Annotated in this window: 14 protein-coding genes and 2 pseudogenes; 7 read left to right on the top strand and 9 right to left on the bottom strand. The window is 55.4% G+C overall.

The window, feature by feature from the left end; all coding sequences use genetic code 11:
* Nucleotides 1-370 precede the first annotated feature (370 nt).
* From AC0L28_RS32205 to AC0L28_RS32235, 7 genes are all read left to right on the top strand, one after another.
* The gene (locus AC0L28_RS32205) at nt 371-1,099 is read left to right on the top strand and encodes a helix-turn-helix domain-containing protein (protein WP_473482416.1); all 729 of its coding nucleotides are present in this window, start codon (nt 371-373) and stop codon (nt 1,097-1,099) included.
* A gap of 130 nt (nt 1,100-1,229) precedes the next feature.
* Complete coding sequence (locus AC0L28_RS32210; RefSeq protein WP_473482418.1) at nt 1,230-2,105, top strand: hypothetical protein; 876 nt, start codon at nt 1,230-1,232, stop codon at nt 2,103-2,105.
* A 138-nt stretch (nt 2,106-2,243) separates the two neighbouring features.
* On the top strand, nt 2,244-2,816 hold the full coding sequence (locus tag AC0L28_RS32215; RefSeq protein WP_473482420.1) for a glutamate acetyltransferase: 573 nt from the start codon (nt 2,244-2,246) through the stop codon (nt 2,814-2,816).
* A 118-nt stretch (nt 2,817-2,934) separates the two neighbouring features.
* Nucleotides 2,935-3,633, top strand: a complete 699-nt coding sequence (locus tag AC0L28_RS32220) for a glycoside hydrolase domain-containing protein (RefSeq protein ID WP_473482422.1) — start codon at nt 2,935-2,937, stop codon at nt 3,631-3,633.
* Between the two features lie 345 nt (nt 3,634-3,978).
* A complete protein-coding gene (locus AC0L28_RS32225; RefSeq protein ID WP_473482424.1) occupies nt 3,979-4,209 on the top strand; it encodes a hypothetical protein in 231 nt (76 codons plus the stop codon).
* A gap of 137 nt (nt 4,210-4,346) precedes the next feature.
* Nucleotides 4,347-4,706, top strand: coding sequence for a transposase (locus AC0L28_RS32230; protein ID WP_473482426.1), 360 nt, complete (start codon nt 4,347-4,349; stop codon nt 4,704-4,706).
* A gap of 516 nt (nt 4,707-5,222) precedes the next feature.
* Nucleotides 5,223-5,573, top strand: coding sequence for a c-type cytochrome (locus AC0L28_RS32235; protein ID WP_473482474.1), 351 nt, complete (start codon nt 5,223-5,225; stop codon nt 5,571-5,573).
* A 443-nt stretch (nt 5,574-6,016) separates the two neighbouring features.
* Here the strand turns inward: AC0L28_RS32235 and AC0L28_RS32240 are convergent.
* The 9 genes and pseudogenes from AC0L28_RS32240 to AC0L28_RS32280 all read right to left on the bottom strand — a co-directional run.
* A pseudogene (locus tag AC0L28_RS32240) lies at nt 6,017-6,388 on the bottom strand (IS6 family transposase); the annotation flags it as partial.
* Between the two features lie 212 nt (nt 6,389-6,600).
* A complete protein-coding gene (locus AC0L28_RS32245; protein ID WP_473482428.1) occupies nt 6,601-8,286 on the bottom strand; it encodes an NAD(P)/FAD-dependent oxidoreductase in 1,686 nt (561 codons plus the stop codon).
* 255 nt (nt 8,287-8,541) lie between these two features.
* Nucleotides 8,542-8,607 (bottom strand): isopentenyl transferase family protein, encoded by a 66-nt coding sequence (locus tag AC0L28_RS32250; RefSeq protein ID WP_473482476.1) that lies wholly within the window; start codon nt 8,605-8,607, stop codon nt 8,542-8,544.
* Nucleotides 8,608-8,894: 287 nt separating this feature from the next.
* Nucleotides 8,895-9,158, bottom strand: a pseudogene (locus AC0L28_RS32255) (IS630 family transposase); the annotation flags it as partial.
* A gap of 268 nt (nt 9,159-9,426) precedes the next feature.
* Nucleotides 9,427-10,350, bottom strand: coding sequence for a DMT family transporter (locus tag AC0L28_RS32260; RefSeq protein ID WP_473482478.1), 924 nt, complete (start codon nt 10,348-10,350; stop codon nt 9,427-9,429).
* Between the two features lie 5 nt (nt 10,351-10,355).
* Entirely contained in the window at nt 10,356-11,186 is an 831-nt protein-coding gene (locus AC0L28_RS32265) for a gamma-glutamyl-gamma-aminobutyrate hydrolase family protein (protein ID WP_473482430.1), read from the bottom strand.
* Complete coding sequence (locus tag AC0L28_RS32270; RefSeq protein ID WP_473482431.1) at nt 11,131-12,477, bottom strand: O-acetylhomoserine aminocarboxypropyltransferase/cysteine synthase family protein; 1,347 nt, start codon at nt 12,475-12,477, stop codon at nt 11,131-11,133. The genes AC0L28_RS32265 and AC0L28_RS32270 overlap by 56 nt, the downstream gene beginning before the upstream one ends.
* Nucleotides 12,471-13,586: a fatty acid desaturase gene (locus AC0L28_RS32275; RefSeq protein WP_473482433.1), complete on the bottom strand. Its 1,116-nt coding sequence runs from the start codon at nt 13,584-13,586 to the stop codon at nt 12,471-12,473. The genes AC0L28_RS32270 and AC0L28_RS32275 overlap by 7 nt, the downstream gene beginning before the upstream one ends.
* On the bottom strand, nt 13,583-14,779 hold the full coding sequence (locus AC0L28_RS32280) for a histidine decarboxylase (RefSeq protein ID WP_473482435.1): 1,197 nt from the start codon (nt 14,777-14,779) through the stop codon (nt 13,583-13,585). The genes AC0L28_RS32275 and AC0L28_RS32280 overlap by 4 nt, the downstream gene beginning before the upstream one ends.
* Nucleotides 14,780-14,851 lie beyond the last annotated feature (72 nt).

Consider the following 14,851-nt stretch of genomic DNA (forward strand, 5'->3'; position numbering starts at 1 on the left):
CGACCCAGAGCATCACTGGCTGCGCCACAAGATTGCCGCCGCAGCGGCGGCGGGAACAGAGCTGGCGCATCCATCGACAATGAGAGGGCAAACGGCTGATGCTTCGCCAAGGGAAGAAGCGTGATGCGATCGAAGTCTGGCACCATCTTCAGGACCGGGCCAGTTCATTACCCCCTCGTCCATCGGGACGCGATGCTGGTTTCGCTGTCCCAACTCAGTGAAACCGACGCGCGCTGACTTCGAGCGAGCATCTGCTGTGAAGAAGGCATTCACACTTACAGCCAACTACACAAACCAAGACCCACCTTTTTCGACCGCCGCTCGGCCGGGTCAAGGCTTCCGCAGGCCATGTTCTCAGGGTGTTCCCGAGGTGCATGCATCGATTCTGGCCGCGTATCTTGGCCCGGACCCTTTGGCAGGTAAGTGTTTGGCACAAATTGCGAGTTCTCGGATCTTCGGCAATCTGCCCAACGATGTGCGGCAGATCGATATCCTTGAGCACCGTTTGTTGCGGCGCTGCGCGCAAATCGTCATCATCGATTGCCGCGAATGGGAGCAACATGGGTACGGTCATGCGAAGCTCTCTTCCGGACTGGTGCAACTAGCCCTGGTTTCCGAAGACAGGCTGGACCGAGAGGCGGTTTTCTCCGACGGGTATTCCGATTACCTGTTGTGGCCACTGATCGAGCAGGAAGTTGTGAGCAGACTGACCGCCTGCGTCGCTCAGATCGCGCGGCGTTCTGCACCGCTATTCTTCTCAGCCGACCCCCTCGTTCAGAAGGCTTGCGATCTGCTGGCACAGCGCGTCGATCAGCAGATCGCCCTCAGCGAACTGGCGCGCATAGCCGGGACCAACAAGACAACGCTCGTCAACCGCTTCGAGGCTGCCTTTGGCTGCGGGCCTATGACCTGGTTACGGCACTACCGGATGATGGAGGCTGCCGCCCGCTTGCGAAGCGGGCATGAAAGCGTGGCCGAGGTTGCTGAATCCTTAGGCTACGAAAACAGCAACAATTTCTCCACGGCGTTCAAGGCGATCCATGGGCTCTCGCCGCTGCGCTATCGCAAAATGGCGGCGCGCAGAGAAAGGTCTGCCTGACGCAAAGGTGGGGATCGGAACAAACTGATATACAGCCAGTGAAGACATGCAAGATCACCTAATACTCAAGCGTTTACGCAGTCCAGGCACTTTGCGAATTTCACAGCAACGCTCACAAAGGAAGATAAGCATGTTGAACGCGGTCGCGGCGCATTTTCAAGGGCATGAACAGAGCTGTTCGGACAAGAACTATGAGGCGGCGAGCGCGTTTTTTGGCGCCAAGCCCCTGGTTTTGGCCCAGACAGGTGCTGCGCCCCCCAGTGACGACACGATCGCCAACGATCAAGGAACAGTACAGTTTCACCTCATTGGTCAGAAGACCGATGACCCGGCGTACAGCGGCATCATGAGTGAAAATCAGGACAATCTTCTGGCTGTAGGAGGACTCATTCACGACTACATGCATACCCATTATCCTGAGGTTGATGCGGAAAAACTTGACATCAACACCTGGACGAACGTTGTGGGCAACATTCCCGATCTTTCGATGGGACGGCAAAAACAGAAAGGTTACTCAAACAAGCTTGCTGGCACCTCCGTTTCAGCCACGTTCCTCTCCTTGATCGCGAAGGCGATCGTCACTGACGGGGCGTCTCTGCTAACGGATTTCCAGTCCTTCCTCACTGGGATGGGCAACCTGACCTTCAGCGCCAACAGCAAGGCGAAGCAGTACAAGGCTCTGACATGCACCTACCAAAGCTACCTTATCGATAACGGGGCAGGCGGATATTACGATTACGGAGCAATTGTTCTGCGGCAAATCGAGTTTAAGGAGTACTTCCTTGACCTAAAATCTTCTTGCTTGTCGACACAATACGTCAACGTCGACATAAGCTATAACGAGGTTACCAACATCGTTCAGACTCGCCGGATCCGCAAAGGCGGCCCCGATTACAAAAACTTCCAGGAGATCGTGAATAAGAACGCCACCGAGCAGTTTACGAATGCCAAGACCTTCTTTAATGGCGGCTCGACCCCGCAACCAGACATCACGCCCCAGGTCTGATCCTCATGATTGGTCTCGAAAGCAGCAGCGCACCCAACCGACGGTGTCAATTCGAAGGAACCTCGCCAGCGTCATAGATCAGGTCCGGCTACCCGCGGTGCCGACGAACTCCGGCCTCGCTTTTTTAAGAAAGCAACTATGAACCCCATCGCAGAAACAACTGCGGGCCTCTTCCTGGTAATCGGCGCCCAGAGCAGCGGCCCGCTCGAAGCGGAGAGGATTTGCTCAGCCTTGATCCAGAAACTGTCCGAAGGCTCAATTCTGAACTTGGATCCTAGTACGTGGCAGAATGCCATGCAGATGGTGCCGAACCAGGTGGAGGCCGCCACGGCTTCGAAGACCCTGAACCGCACGATGGCCGTTGCGGATTTGCCAAGTACCCTTGCGTCAATTTGCGCCGATGCTGCCGACGGCGACAAAGCAGGCGTCGATCTGGCGAAGCCCATCAGTGTCTATCTGAGCAGATACGGCGAACCGACTGCATTCAATTGCTTCATCCTAGATCAATCCGACTCCGCGAAAATCTATTTATCTTTAACCTGCCTTGCCGTTTTCGATGGTGGAAGCCCTGGCAGTTTCGCCGTCACCTCAACATTGCTGAAGGCGTGCCTGAATCTGTCAAACAAGGATACGCAGTCCACCATCGCGCAGGTTTTCGGCCGCTTCGGCCCGCCGAGCGACTCACCTTACTACCTGCGCGTCTTGCCCTGATCCGTATGCCAGACTCTGCATTCAGCCAGAAGGAGCAGCACGCTCGTTGAATATGTGAATACCGCAGATTCCGTCGGCGGAAGCGAAGTCGGTGGTGCGCGTTGTAGCGGGAAAGCCCATGTCCTATTGTGAAGACTTCGCGAAGGCGGACGGATGGTCCGCAGCGGATGTCAGCGTCCGTCTCAACAATAACGCGGGCCGGAAATTTCTCACTTTCTTGCGAAGATCGGGGGTGACCACGGTCATTCGGTATTACGCGAGATCCGCGAGGCCAAAAACCATCACACCAGTGGAGGCCAAACTGCTATCTGGGCAGGGTTTCGGAATTCTGCCGATCTTCCAGGACAGCAGCCGCCATATTTCCAATTTCTCGAGCTCGATCGGCACTGCAAATGCAAAGAGTGCTATGGGGTTCGCAAACCGCATCGGTCAGCCGAAAGATAGAGGCAGTACGATTCTTTTCGCCGTCGATGGGGACTATCCGGCTAAGCAGATCGATGGCCCCATCCTCGCCTACTTCCACGCGATCAAAGAAGAGATCAACGGCACTTTTGCCATCGGCGCGTATGGTTGCGGTGCGGTGCTCTCAAAACTAATGGCGGAGGGATTGATCACGGTTCCATGGATATCTATGTCGCGCCTGTTTCTTGGAACCGAGCAGTTCTTCTATTCCAACCGATGGTCGATGCGGCAGGTACCTCCAGAGGTTACCCATGGCCCCTCTGGGGTGGGCTATGATCGCAATATCGTTCGGGTTCCTCGGAGGGAGATCGGGGCCTTCCAAGTTGATGAGTCGGGCGAAGGCTCGCTGGCCTAGATGGCGAAGGACGGGCGGCCCGTAGACGCGGCAAGCTGAAAACGTTGTCGGATTTTATGTTCGTAGAGGTCTCCGACGTCAATTGCCGGACCGTGTCGTGTCTTTTATCGAAACCGGCGAGTGTAAAGCAGATGGTCCGCGAAGTTGCTTCGAAGACCAACGACATCGCCGGCTATTTGATTGGTGGTCATTCATTTCCCCTCGGACCTCGTCCCATAAAGCATAGGGCGGGTGTGGAGCGAAGAAAGGCGCAGCACGCATGCTTCCGCCTGGCCATGGTCAGCTGACATCAGCGGCTGCAGGTCTCAACGCGTGTATATGCAGACAACGTGACATCCCCTCTCGGTGAACTCGGTCAAGGGCAAGGCCGCACTCCAGCTCTCGCGCGAGATCGGCGTGCAGTTCAAGACCGCCTGGGTGATGCTCATGAAGCTACGTGAGGCGATCGCGTGGCGCAGGGAAGACATGGTGCTCAAGGGCGAAGTCGAGATCGACGGCAATACGCTGGCGGCTATATCCGACCCGAGAACAAGGCCGAAGACCGCGTCGACCGCCGGCCGAGACCGCGCTCCCTGAGCGCCAAGGCGCACAGCCGCTTCATGTTCTGGAACTGCTTCAGGCGTGGCGGCCAGACATTCACGCGCGGCATCCGCGACGATGACGGAGGTGGGCAGCGGTCCGTGACCACGTCTCCCGCGAAGCTACCGTGAACCGTGATCTCCGACGAGCATGGCAGCTACAAGGACCTGGCGGGCGTCAACAAGCTGAAGCGAGTGAACCACTCCAAGGCCTACCAGACCGAGGGCGGCACGAACACCAACCAGGTCGAAAGCTTCTTCTCGCGGGTGCAGCGCGCCTACCCGACCAATCTTTGCGAGCTGTCGAGGACCGCTGACAGACGATTTGCGATATGGGTCTGCGGGGCCTTGGCTGCGACTCCTCGGAAATGGATCCCATTCGCATTTTGTATGAAATCGCCGGCTTTTCCGGTTGGCACAAGCGTTGCAGAGCTATTTGCGATAACATTTCGCCTAATGGGTAGGACGCATGAATTGCTGCAACAAGCTGCCTGACATCGGCCGCCGTCAATTTCTAAGAGGAGGAACGTTTGCCGATGCAGGAAGGGCCATACCTGTGGAACTGCCTGCGCAGACTCAGACAAAGTCTGCACTGGGGCTGGCACTCGTCGAATACCCATCGAACAGGCTGAAGCCGAACGAACCCTCGACGTCAGTACCAGACGGCGCGGGCCGGACCGCGACATTGTCAGATTCTCGACCACGCGCCCGCACAAGAGCTTTCCATGGAACTACAACGCAGATGACCACTCCTTTAGTTGTCCCGACCACAACACACATTTGAGAAAGGTAGCAGATCTGGGACCAGTCGACGGCCAATATTCCTCAATACGAGCTGCGCATCGACGCCAAGGGCGAAATCTACGCCGAGTGAGTCGACGAGCTTCTTTACGGCTGCCTGAGCAACGTACTTTAAGCGAGGATTGGATCATGGCTTATAAACATATCGACCGCCTGCCGTACCTTCAATCGGGGAATTCCCGCGTGAAATATCTGTTCGTCGGCGCCACAATGGTTTTGGCGTGCTTGCCTCCGGTCGCCCGGGCTCAGGATATCGAGGCCGGAAAGACAGTCTTCAAAAAGTGTGCCGCCTGCCACAGCGCTGATACCGACGCGAATAAGGTCGGGCCAACCTTGAAAGGCGTTGTAGGCCGGACAGCTGGCACCGTCCCGGGCTATTCGTACTCGAAAGCCATGAAGGATGCGGGCGCAGCGGGCCTCGTATGGGATGAGCCGAACCTGATGGCATATTTGGCCAATCCCAAGGCGAAAGTCCCGGCGAACAAAATGGGGTTCCCTGGCCTCAAGAATCCCGAGGACCTCAAAAACGTCATCGCCTATCTCAGGAGTGTGTCAGGTTAGAAAGCTTTGGCCGTTGCGTTTCGGGAACAACGCGAAGGAGGGAGCAATCGTGTTTCACGCCGTGAAACCAGTTTTGAAAGCCGACTGTTCTGTCGGGCAAAGTGGCGAAGCTATCCGACGCGGCTGGTCGAGCAGGCCTGTGCTCATGCCGTCAGCAACCGCAGGACGGGAACCCATCCAATACGCTTGCTCTGGCTTCGCCACGACGGTACTCATTAGGCCGCGTCCTATGGCTCTGCCCAAAATATAGCCATGCGTCGCCGCGCCCTTAATAGGTCAAAGTTGGTTAAGTTGCTCCCTCTTCCGGCAGCCTGCATTCAGCAAGGGCCGCCGACAATTGACTCATTTCGCTGAGTTTCCGGGGCTGTCGTCCCGTTTCAACGGGATGAGGGGGATGTCACGTTGTCTGCATATACACGCGTTGAGACCTGCAGCCGCTGATGTCAGCTGACCATGGCCACGGCTTTCCATTCCGCCATGGCCTGCAGGCGGTGAATATGTGTAGCGAGAGCGGAGCGTTTTGAGCGGGGCGGGACGAAGAGATTGCGCAGAGCCGAGAAGATCGAAACGAAGCGTTGCAGTGCTCCTGGTGATCGGAAGCCTTGCATAATCCGCTCCCGTTTTCGCAGCGGCACATGCGAATTCTCGGCACGGTTGTTCAATCCCTTATGCGACCAATGCTCGACGTCCGGCATCACCTGTCGCCTGGCTGCTCCATAGGAGCGCAGCTTGTCGGTGATCATGCGCTTCGGCGCGACGCCTTGCTTCTTCAGCAGCCGCGTCAGCAAGCGCTTGGCCGCTTTGGTGTTGCGGCGGTTCCAGTACCGATGCTACTGCATCCCGCGCCTGTCAGCGCAGGAAATCCCATCCTAACCGGTCGACCATGGATTTTGCGCCCTAAAGTGCCGATTCCCTGATATCCAACGCCGAAGTTTTCCCGGCCAGTATTTGATTGCAAATCTCCTCGAGTGTGGACGTTGCAAACATTTAAGAAGCCTTTTCTAAAGAACGCTAAATTTACCGGTTCTCAATATCGATAAGCGGAATTCATCGAATCAATAGGGTTACCGCTCAAGAGCTGGCCGCCACTGCTGCGGATAACAGCACATGCGGCATTCAAGCCCGTTTGTACCGCGCCCTCGACCCACCCGCCGGTAAAGGAGCATCCACATCCTGCGAGATACAAGCCCGTGTCTTCTTCCGGTCTTTTTGCGGTAGCGAATTGGAAAAATAACCGTTCTGAATAGATGTCTTCACCAGGATAATTGAGCTTGAAGGCACCTACTGAATATGGATCCATCAGCCAATCGTGCTGCAGGACATGACGTTCATAGTCACCGTTAGCCGGGACTAGATGACGGGCGAAATCAGGGGAAATGGTGGCCAGATCATCGACCAGACGCTGGCACCGTTCCTTTTTGTCCAGAATGGAAAGCATTTTGTTAGCATCATCTTCCCATGTATAACTTAACAGCACCACGCCCTTACCATCCGGATCATCTGGCTGATAGTCTAGGCAGTAAACCCCTCTGGCAAGGCCATCTGACAAGATGGTTGTCGGCGAGCCCTTTTTTAACCAGAACTTGTTTTCCGTCAGCATAAACAGCTTGGAAGAGCCGGTAAGGTGAGTTTCTCTGACCGCTCGCAAAACTTCGTTAGTAAGAAAGGTTCCATCCGCCGTGAGACGATGGGCCAGCTCCATAGCTCGATTGCTGGTAGTGACGATGACGCGGTCAAAAGGCACGACCTGCCCTCCTGCGCATGTCACGAGAATCTGACCGCCCTGTTTGTAAATACGGCTTACATGACCGTAGCGGACACGCTGCCGCAAACTCACACCGTTAAGCTCCTGTTCAGCCAACCGTTTCACCAACAGGGAGATCCCTCCCATAATCAGGCGCTGATCGTCCTCGTACCCGTTAATTACTAGACGCAGTATCTCAGTAAACGCGGCTTGGTACACAGGTAAAAAGCCTCCAGATCCAATCCCCAGCGATCCGAAAAGCTCAAAATCTTCCGGCCTTTTCCAAGGTACGCGCCCTGGTGGCTGCGGTCCGGTAAAGATGGTGACGAGGGCCGAATAGAAGGAGATGTCGCGAAACGAATCTAGCCAGGCCTGCCATGCGTCACGAGCTTGGTCAAAGCGATGCGACCGAAGCAAAGTTGTGATCTTCGCCGGTGCGGGCAGTTGAATCCCTTCGTGCACGTAACCGTCGCTTATCAAAGCCTGCCATCCTTGATGAACGCGTCTGAACAGTGGCGGCGGAGACTCGCCGGCCTGCCATAAATGACGCGCACCTCGATAGTGCACCTCGGTATCCACGATGCCCGGATCGGGGAAGGAAGCTGCGGTATCTATCCTCAATTTGTCCAGATAATGGAACAGGCAGGTTGCGCTGGAAGGAAAGCGCATAGCGCCCATCTCGGCAATGAGATGCGGTTCGCGCGGGTCGAAGATTTGTGACCAAGCCCGCCCACCCATACGATCCCGCGCCTCAAATAGCACGATGTCCGTTATTCCGGCGCGCAAAAGTTCAGTCGCCGCCACCAAGCCACTGATGCCGGCGCCCACAATGCCAACCCGCGGGCGCCGGCTGTTTTGAGCAAAGCTCCCAATACCACCTTCAGACTCGCTCAATCGCAAGAACGGTCCATAATCATACAGAAGATCGATACTCGGCAATGAATTTCTTGCGATGGTATTGTTCAGCATACCGCTCTCCGGTGATAGCTATATTTCTTGAGATCTAGTGTGGCCGCCCTCAGAATGCCTCCCCCGTTAAATTGGAACGATGGCCACAGCATAACAATTTCTGCTCACCGGAGGCGCAATTAACGGTGTGTATTATAAGAGAGCTTGCCAGATTCTGTACTTAGTAATAATAATACGCATCTCGCTCATCGACTATTGACGCAATATTTATTTGGATGAGAATGGATTTCTCAGCCGAAATACATCGCGTTCCTCTCATATGGGGAAGTCGCTCTCCTGCCACCGAGCATGTTCCAAATACTCGCGCGCGATATCTTCTATTAGTGCTTTCTAACGATCCATATTATCTATTTCTTTCTATCACTCAATTCCAACTCATTGAATTAATATTACGTTTCATATGTAATATAATACGCTTCCTCACTGATCAAAACCCATTTGCCGCCTCTCTTGCGCTTGGGGCGTCGCTGGAAGAAAGCGTGCCCAATGCCAAGAAGTACGTATTCAACACCCTTGCTAATCAAAGTGAGATTTTGGCCACTTGGGATGATGAACAAGCCGCCGGATGAACGAAGTGCCCTCTTCAATCCAACAATCCTCTCGGTGGGTCTACCATTCTTCATGGGCAGGCCGGGCTGGCTGCGGTCGAGCGCCTGGATCTGGCTCTTCTCGTCGACCGACAGCACGATGGCGTGAGCCGGCGGATCAACGTAGAGGCCGACGACATTGCGCAGTTTGTCGACGAACTGCGCATCATTGGTAACTGGCGCCAGCGGTTGGGCTGCAGCCCGTGCGCCCTTCCAGATGCGGCGCACCGCGCTGGCGCTGATGCCGGCTGCGGCCACCATCATGTCGGCGGTCCAGTGCGTCGTCTCGCCAGGCGGGTCCTGCAACGACAGTGCCACCAGCGCTCGGCGACTTCTAAAAACTGGATGAAGCCTGGATCGTGAACTGTCTGCAGGGACCTGGACGTAATCGGCTTCGGCGCTAGAATCCGTTCGAACCCCACATTGCGAAGGCCAGCGATTATTCGTTTCGGCCGTTCTGGTGTGTCGAAGCAGGGCACCATCTGTCCACGCCATAACCCGCCCGCGCTTTCATGAGCATATTGGTCCTCGGAAAGATAATAAGCACGTTGCCCTAATCCTCTTCGCCAATTGGGCGTACTTGCATAGAGACGGCACGGCGCTCTGGCATGGATGTAATCAACGCCCCGACGATAATGGCCAATGCTGCAAACATTCCTGGACCTGTCAGCCATTCGCCGAAGAGGGCGGCTGCGAAGAGCGCAGAAAAGAACGGCTCGCTCGATTCGATGACCTGCGTCTTGTATGCCTCGATATGCTGAAGAGCGAGAATTGTGCAGTAGAACCCAAAGAACGAGGGGATAACCCCCAGTGCTAGCAAGCTTGGCAGCGCGTTCACTGACGGGATTGGTGCTCCGCTCCAAGCATAGGGAACAGCGAGCATAACGAGGCCATAAGCCAGGAACCACCAGAAGGTTTCTAGGGATGAGCGCAGCTTAAAGAATTTCCAGGCGAAGATAAAGCTGGCGTAGCCTAGACCCGCGATAAGGGCGAGGCTGACACCGATAATGCTTCCGGTCATCAGGCCGTCCCCAGCAATCACGAAGTAGCCTCCAAGAAAGACCATGGTCATGGCGAACGCCTTTCGCGTCGTTACCCTTTCCTTCAAGATGAGGATGTCGAGCGCGATTGCACCAAGGCCGCCAGCGAAAACAAGGATGGCGACAAGCGGGATCGGTGCATACGTGAAAGCTTGGGTTTCGAAATGGTAAAGTGTGAAGATGCCAAGCGCGGAGCAGACGGCGATCTTCCACGATCCCGTGAACACTGAGACTAGTCGGGCTAAACCTCCAGACCTTAAAAGGATGATGATCGAGAGCAGCGAAAACGCAATGGCGCAACGCCAAAATGCAACTGCAGTGTGATCGAGGCCTTCCTTGAAAGCGGACCGCGAAAGAACGCCGACGGTTCCATTGGACAGAGCTGCAAGGAGAGCGAAACCGGCCCCAAGGATTGATGAAAGATAAGCATTTCTCATGGCGGTCACTTTGTTTCTATCATATGCGAGCGGCAGGCCTCGCCGAATGCACGAAAGATTTCGACGCTGAGCAGATCCTCAACGTGAAACCATTCAGGATGCCATTGTACGGCGGCAGCAAAAGTTGCCGTGTCCTTTACCGATATGGCTTCAATAACGCCGTCCACGCATCGCGCATCAACCGCAAGGCCATCCGCCAAACGCGCGATCCCCTGCCGATGCAGGGTATTGACCAAGACTGGATTTTTTTGCGAGCGGCGGATGCATTGGGCGATGTGGCCGTGGCCTTCGGCTAGAATTGCATGAAAGGGGGCGTATTGAAGGTCGCGTGGGAGAGAGAGGTCTTCCACATGAGTGATCCGACCTTCACCTTCCGAGATGTTGCTTGAGAGGCTGCCACCAAGTGCGACATTGAGTTCTTGCAGCCCACGGCAGATTCCGAACAGGGGAATGCCCGATGATAATGCAATCTTGATCGCAGCAAAGCTTGTCCTGTCCCGGTCAAGATCAAGCGTCTTTGGACAAGCCTCTGGGCCCCCGTAAAATGAGGGCGAGACGTTCGACTCCGCCCCGGTCAGCAGTACGCCATTGAGGACTGACAAACAGACTCGCAAATCCCCTTCCACCAGTCCGCACGGGATCACTAGCGGTAAGACACCTGCGGTCGTACGCAGGGCTTCAAGATAACGAACGCGTACGGTCTCATACCCGACGCCGTCCTCTGTCCGGCGGTCGGAAATGACACCAACGCGGGGCCGCTGTTTATCAGCGAGGCCACAATCAGGTGCCCTCAAGAGCTTGCCCGATATCGGCGATGATATCCTCAATGTGCTCAAGTCCTACAGAAATCCGGATTGTTCCATCGCGAACTCCGGCAGCAAGGCGCGCCTCGCGCGGGACCGAAGCATGTGTCGTCGAGGCTGGATGCGTGGCGAGTGTTCTCGCGTCGCCAATATTTGAGACGTGATAGGCGAGTCGCAACCGCTCGATAAAACGGCGCCCAGCCTCAATGCCGCCAGCGATCTCGAACACGAGCATCGGGCCACCATGATCACCCATGTTCTGCTCGGCGCGATGCCGTTCAACAATCCCGCCAAAAGTCGGATATGTTACGTCGAGAACGCCAGGATGCGCCATGAGAAACTCGGCTAGCTGGCGGGCATTGGAGCAATGTCGAGGCATTCGCAAAGGTAACGTTTCCAGACCTTGGATACAGAGAAAAGATGCGAATGGCGACGGGCAGGGACCGAAATCGCGCATGAGCGTATTGCGCATCTTGAGCAGAAACGGGCTGGCTCCGTAGGGGCCGGGCAGATTGCGCGCGGCATCGAGCCAAAGAATGTTACCGTGCGAGATGTCAGGACGTGTCATCAACGAAAAGCGTTCGGAATAGGCAGCCCAGTCGAAGGTGCCCCCATCCACAATAATGCCGCCAATCGTCGTGCCGTGGCCGCTGATATATTTGGAAGTGGAGTGCACGGTAATGTGGGCGCCAAGCTCGAGAGGGCGGGAGATAAGAGGGGTCAGCGTGTTGTCGATGATCAGCGGAATTCCGAGTTCCTGCGCGATCGCCCCGACCTCGACGATCGGGAAAGGGCTGAGCTTGGGGTTGGGAAGCGCTTCGCCGAACCAACAGCGCGTTCGGCGATCTGAGGCTTCGCGGAAACGTTCGGGATCGCTTGGATCGACGAAGCGGGTTTCAATCCCGAGCCGTTGAAACGTACTGGCCAGCAAATTGATTGTGCCACCATACAGGTGCGTGGAGCTTACGATATTGTCCCCGGCTACGGTGATGTTTAGGATTGCAAGCATAATTGCGGCTTGCCCCGACGAGGTTGCCAAGGCGGCGACGCCACCATCCAGAGCCGCAACGCGTTGCTCGAAAATATCCGTTGTCGGGTTCATCAACCGCGAATAGGTGCGCCCCTCGCGTCGGAGATCGAAGACGTCCGATGCGTGATCAATTGATTCGAATGCATAAGCATTCGAGAGATAGATCGGTACAGTTGTAGCAAGGGTCGCCGGATCATAGCGATAGCCGCCATGCAACACTGCCGTTTCCGGATGCAGGTGTGGCGTTGGCGCCAATCGTGCTGAAGGGTCATTTTTCTCTGGTTTGGTCAACATTGGATCTCTCCGGGAGTTGGATACTTCTCGGCGCGGCATTCAGACTGGGCGAAGCGCTTCCGGTTCTGGTCGCGGATCAGTTTCAGGATCGAAGGCTCACCATTTGGGCCAGGCTGGAATATCCCACCCGTTTCGGAGCAGTGCGCCGCATAGACGGTGTCCCCCATGCGGATGGCATGTGCTTCGGGTAAGCGCCAGAACGGGGTTGTCGGGTCGAGATGATGATCGAGATGGTAGTTGTCGTTATTAATCGCGGTCAGCCACTTCTCGATATTACAGCTGCGGCGGTTCCTAGCCATGTGCAGGTTCACGGTCTGATTTTCGATGGAGCTGCAATGCTCAGACATCTCGATAAACCAGCCGATAATGTGGAATGAGGTGAGGTAGGGGACGACCCAGAGAAGGACGACTTCCGAGAAGTAGCCATAGATCAAAGCGTACACGACGATACAAGCCCAGAACGCGTAGAACCCCCAGCGATCGAACTCGTAACGCCACTTTTCTCCGCGCTTCACCCGCACTGAACTCTCCTTCCCGGAGAGGGAATTGAGGATTATTTGATATCTGCTGCGGACCAGATACTTCAGATAGGCGTAGGTTTTCGATCCAAGCAGGGGCAGGATGATGAGCTTCCAGACGAAGGAACGATCCGTTCGGGGTGTGAAGACACCTTCCGCGATGAAGAACTCCAGGTCAGGATCGGCGTCGGCTCTTCCCAGAAAGGGATGATGGCTGTGGACGTGTGATTCCTTGTAGGCAAAGTGGCGTTGAAAGATGGGCCAAGCCGTTGGCAATGTGCCGAGCAGGAAGTTCAGCAGACGGTTCTTTGTCAGCACACCGTGCGCAGAATCGTGCAGAATGGTGGAGATTCCTCGCTGATGGGCTCCGATCATTATCACGGCGAGAGGATAGAACCACCAGCTGACCCCAATGACCAGCCACGCGAAGGCAGCGATCACCGTATAATCCTTCACGATATAAAGCGGGCCATGCCAATTGTCAGTTGTAAGAGCTTTGATGTCACTAGTGATGCATCGATCAAAACGATGGTGAACGTAGCGGCCGGGCGCTTCGATGCCGCTGTAGAGCGGCCGCGCGTGAGCGTTCATGAAGACACCTTTTGCCGAGAATTGCAGCGCCACTCTGCGGTATAGGCACCGACGAAGCGGTCAATGAGATCAGCTTTGACGTTTGGCATAACGATCGCGTGGGCGGAGTTGTCATGGCATGCGAGCTGGTATTCGCTGACGAGCCTCTCGGATGGCTTCGGAAATACAACCGTCAAGGACCATGGATTGAGCAACACCGGGATGCCCGCTGAACGAAATGCTGCTGCGAGGCCTTCCGCACGCTCGATGCAGGTTCGGGCATTATGGCGGAAACCGGCTATGCCAAGCCGCATCACCCGGTTCCAGATCGCGAGAACGGCGTGGCCGTTGCGCGATCCCATCAGAGTCGTATCATCTGAGCGCAAGTAGCTGACGGCGGAAGCCACTCGACTGACATGCTCACGACGAACTACAAGGATACCGCAGGGCATTGGCGTGCCGATCATCTTATGACCTGAGGTTGACACGCTGTCGATCCCGTGCCGGAAAGAGGGACGGATGCAGTTCGGTAAGCCATCGACAAAGGGAAGGACCATTGCATTCAGGGCGCCATCGACGTGAACAAAGCGTCGGCTCGGATCGATCCCGACGCGGTCCAGAACGCTGACGCAGGACGTGATATCGTCGTGTGCGCCTTTCATCGTCGTCCCAGAGGTCAGTGCGAGAATGATGCTGCGATGACGATTTGCGTGGATAACCTCAGAAAGAGCATCTGGAGAGATGGCACCGGAACAATCGGCCCCGCACGTCAAAGCCTCGATCCGGAGGATTTTTGCAGCCTTTGGAAGCGAGTAGTGCGCCTCTGTGGAGTATATCAGAACAGGATTATCAAGGGTCTCGCGCGCAAGGTATATGGCCCATAGATTGCCTTCAGTTCCGCTCGCGCCCACAGTCCCCCAATATTTTTCTGGATCGGCGCACTCCCATACCCGCATGATCCAGTCGACCACCTCTCGCTCTAAGTCACAGACCTCGGTCGCATAGTGTGAACCGACATATGGATCACCTAAATTATTAATTAAAAACTTGTCGAATTGAGAGATTGGCTCGGGGTCAAAATCGAGATTGTAAGGATATCCCAGATGGTTATCACGCTTGTCGGAAAATTTCTTGCTAAGACTATGCAGCCTCGCATCAATATATCCATGCTTTCTTGAAAGATGGCCATCATCTTGGTTGCATATAATCTTCACGCATATGATCCACTATTAAATTCTGCTGCATAGGATCTACACGATGGGACACTTATTATGCTATCATTATTA

The organism is Mesorhizobium sp. WSM4847 (genome assembly GCF_055811335.1).

Bases quoted from the DNA above. Each gene is read 5' to 3' on its own strand.
- AC0L28_RS32210 (WP_473482418.1), top strand. From the start codon at position 1,230: ATGTTGAACGCGGTCGCGGCGCATTTTCAAGGGCATGAACAGAGCTGT.
- AC0L28_RS32220 (WP_473482422.1), top strand. From the start codon at position 2,935: ATGTCCTATTGTGAAGACTTCGCGAAGGCGGACGGATGGTCCGCAGCG.
- AC0L28_RS32275 (WP_473482433.1), bottom strand. From the start codon at position 13,586: ATGAACGCTCACGCGCGGCCGCTCTACAGCGGCATCGAAGCGCCCGGC.
- AC0L28_RS32215 (WP_473482420.1), top strand. From the start codon at position 2,244: ATGAACCCCATCGCAGAAACAACTGCGGGCCTCTTCCTGGTAATCGGC.
- AC0L28_RS32260 (WP_473482478.1), bottom strand. From the start codon at position 10,350: ATGAGAAATGCTTATCTTTCATCAATCCTTGGGGCCGGTTTCGCTCTC.
- AC0L28_RS32245 (WP_473482428.1), bottom strand. From the start codon at position 8,286: ATGCTGAACAATACCATCGCAAGAAATTCATTGCCGAGTATCGATCTT.
- AC0L28_RS32235 (WP_473482474.1), top strand. From the start codon at position 5,223: ATGGTTTTGGCGTGCTTGCCTCCGGTCGCCCGGGCTCAGGATATCGAG.
- AC0L28_RS32270 (WP_473482431.1), bottom strand. From the start codon at position 12,477: ATGTTGACCAAACCAGAGAAAAATGACCCTTCAGCACGATTGGCGCCA.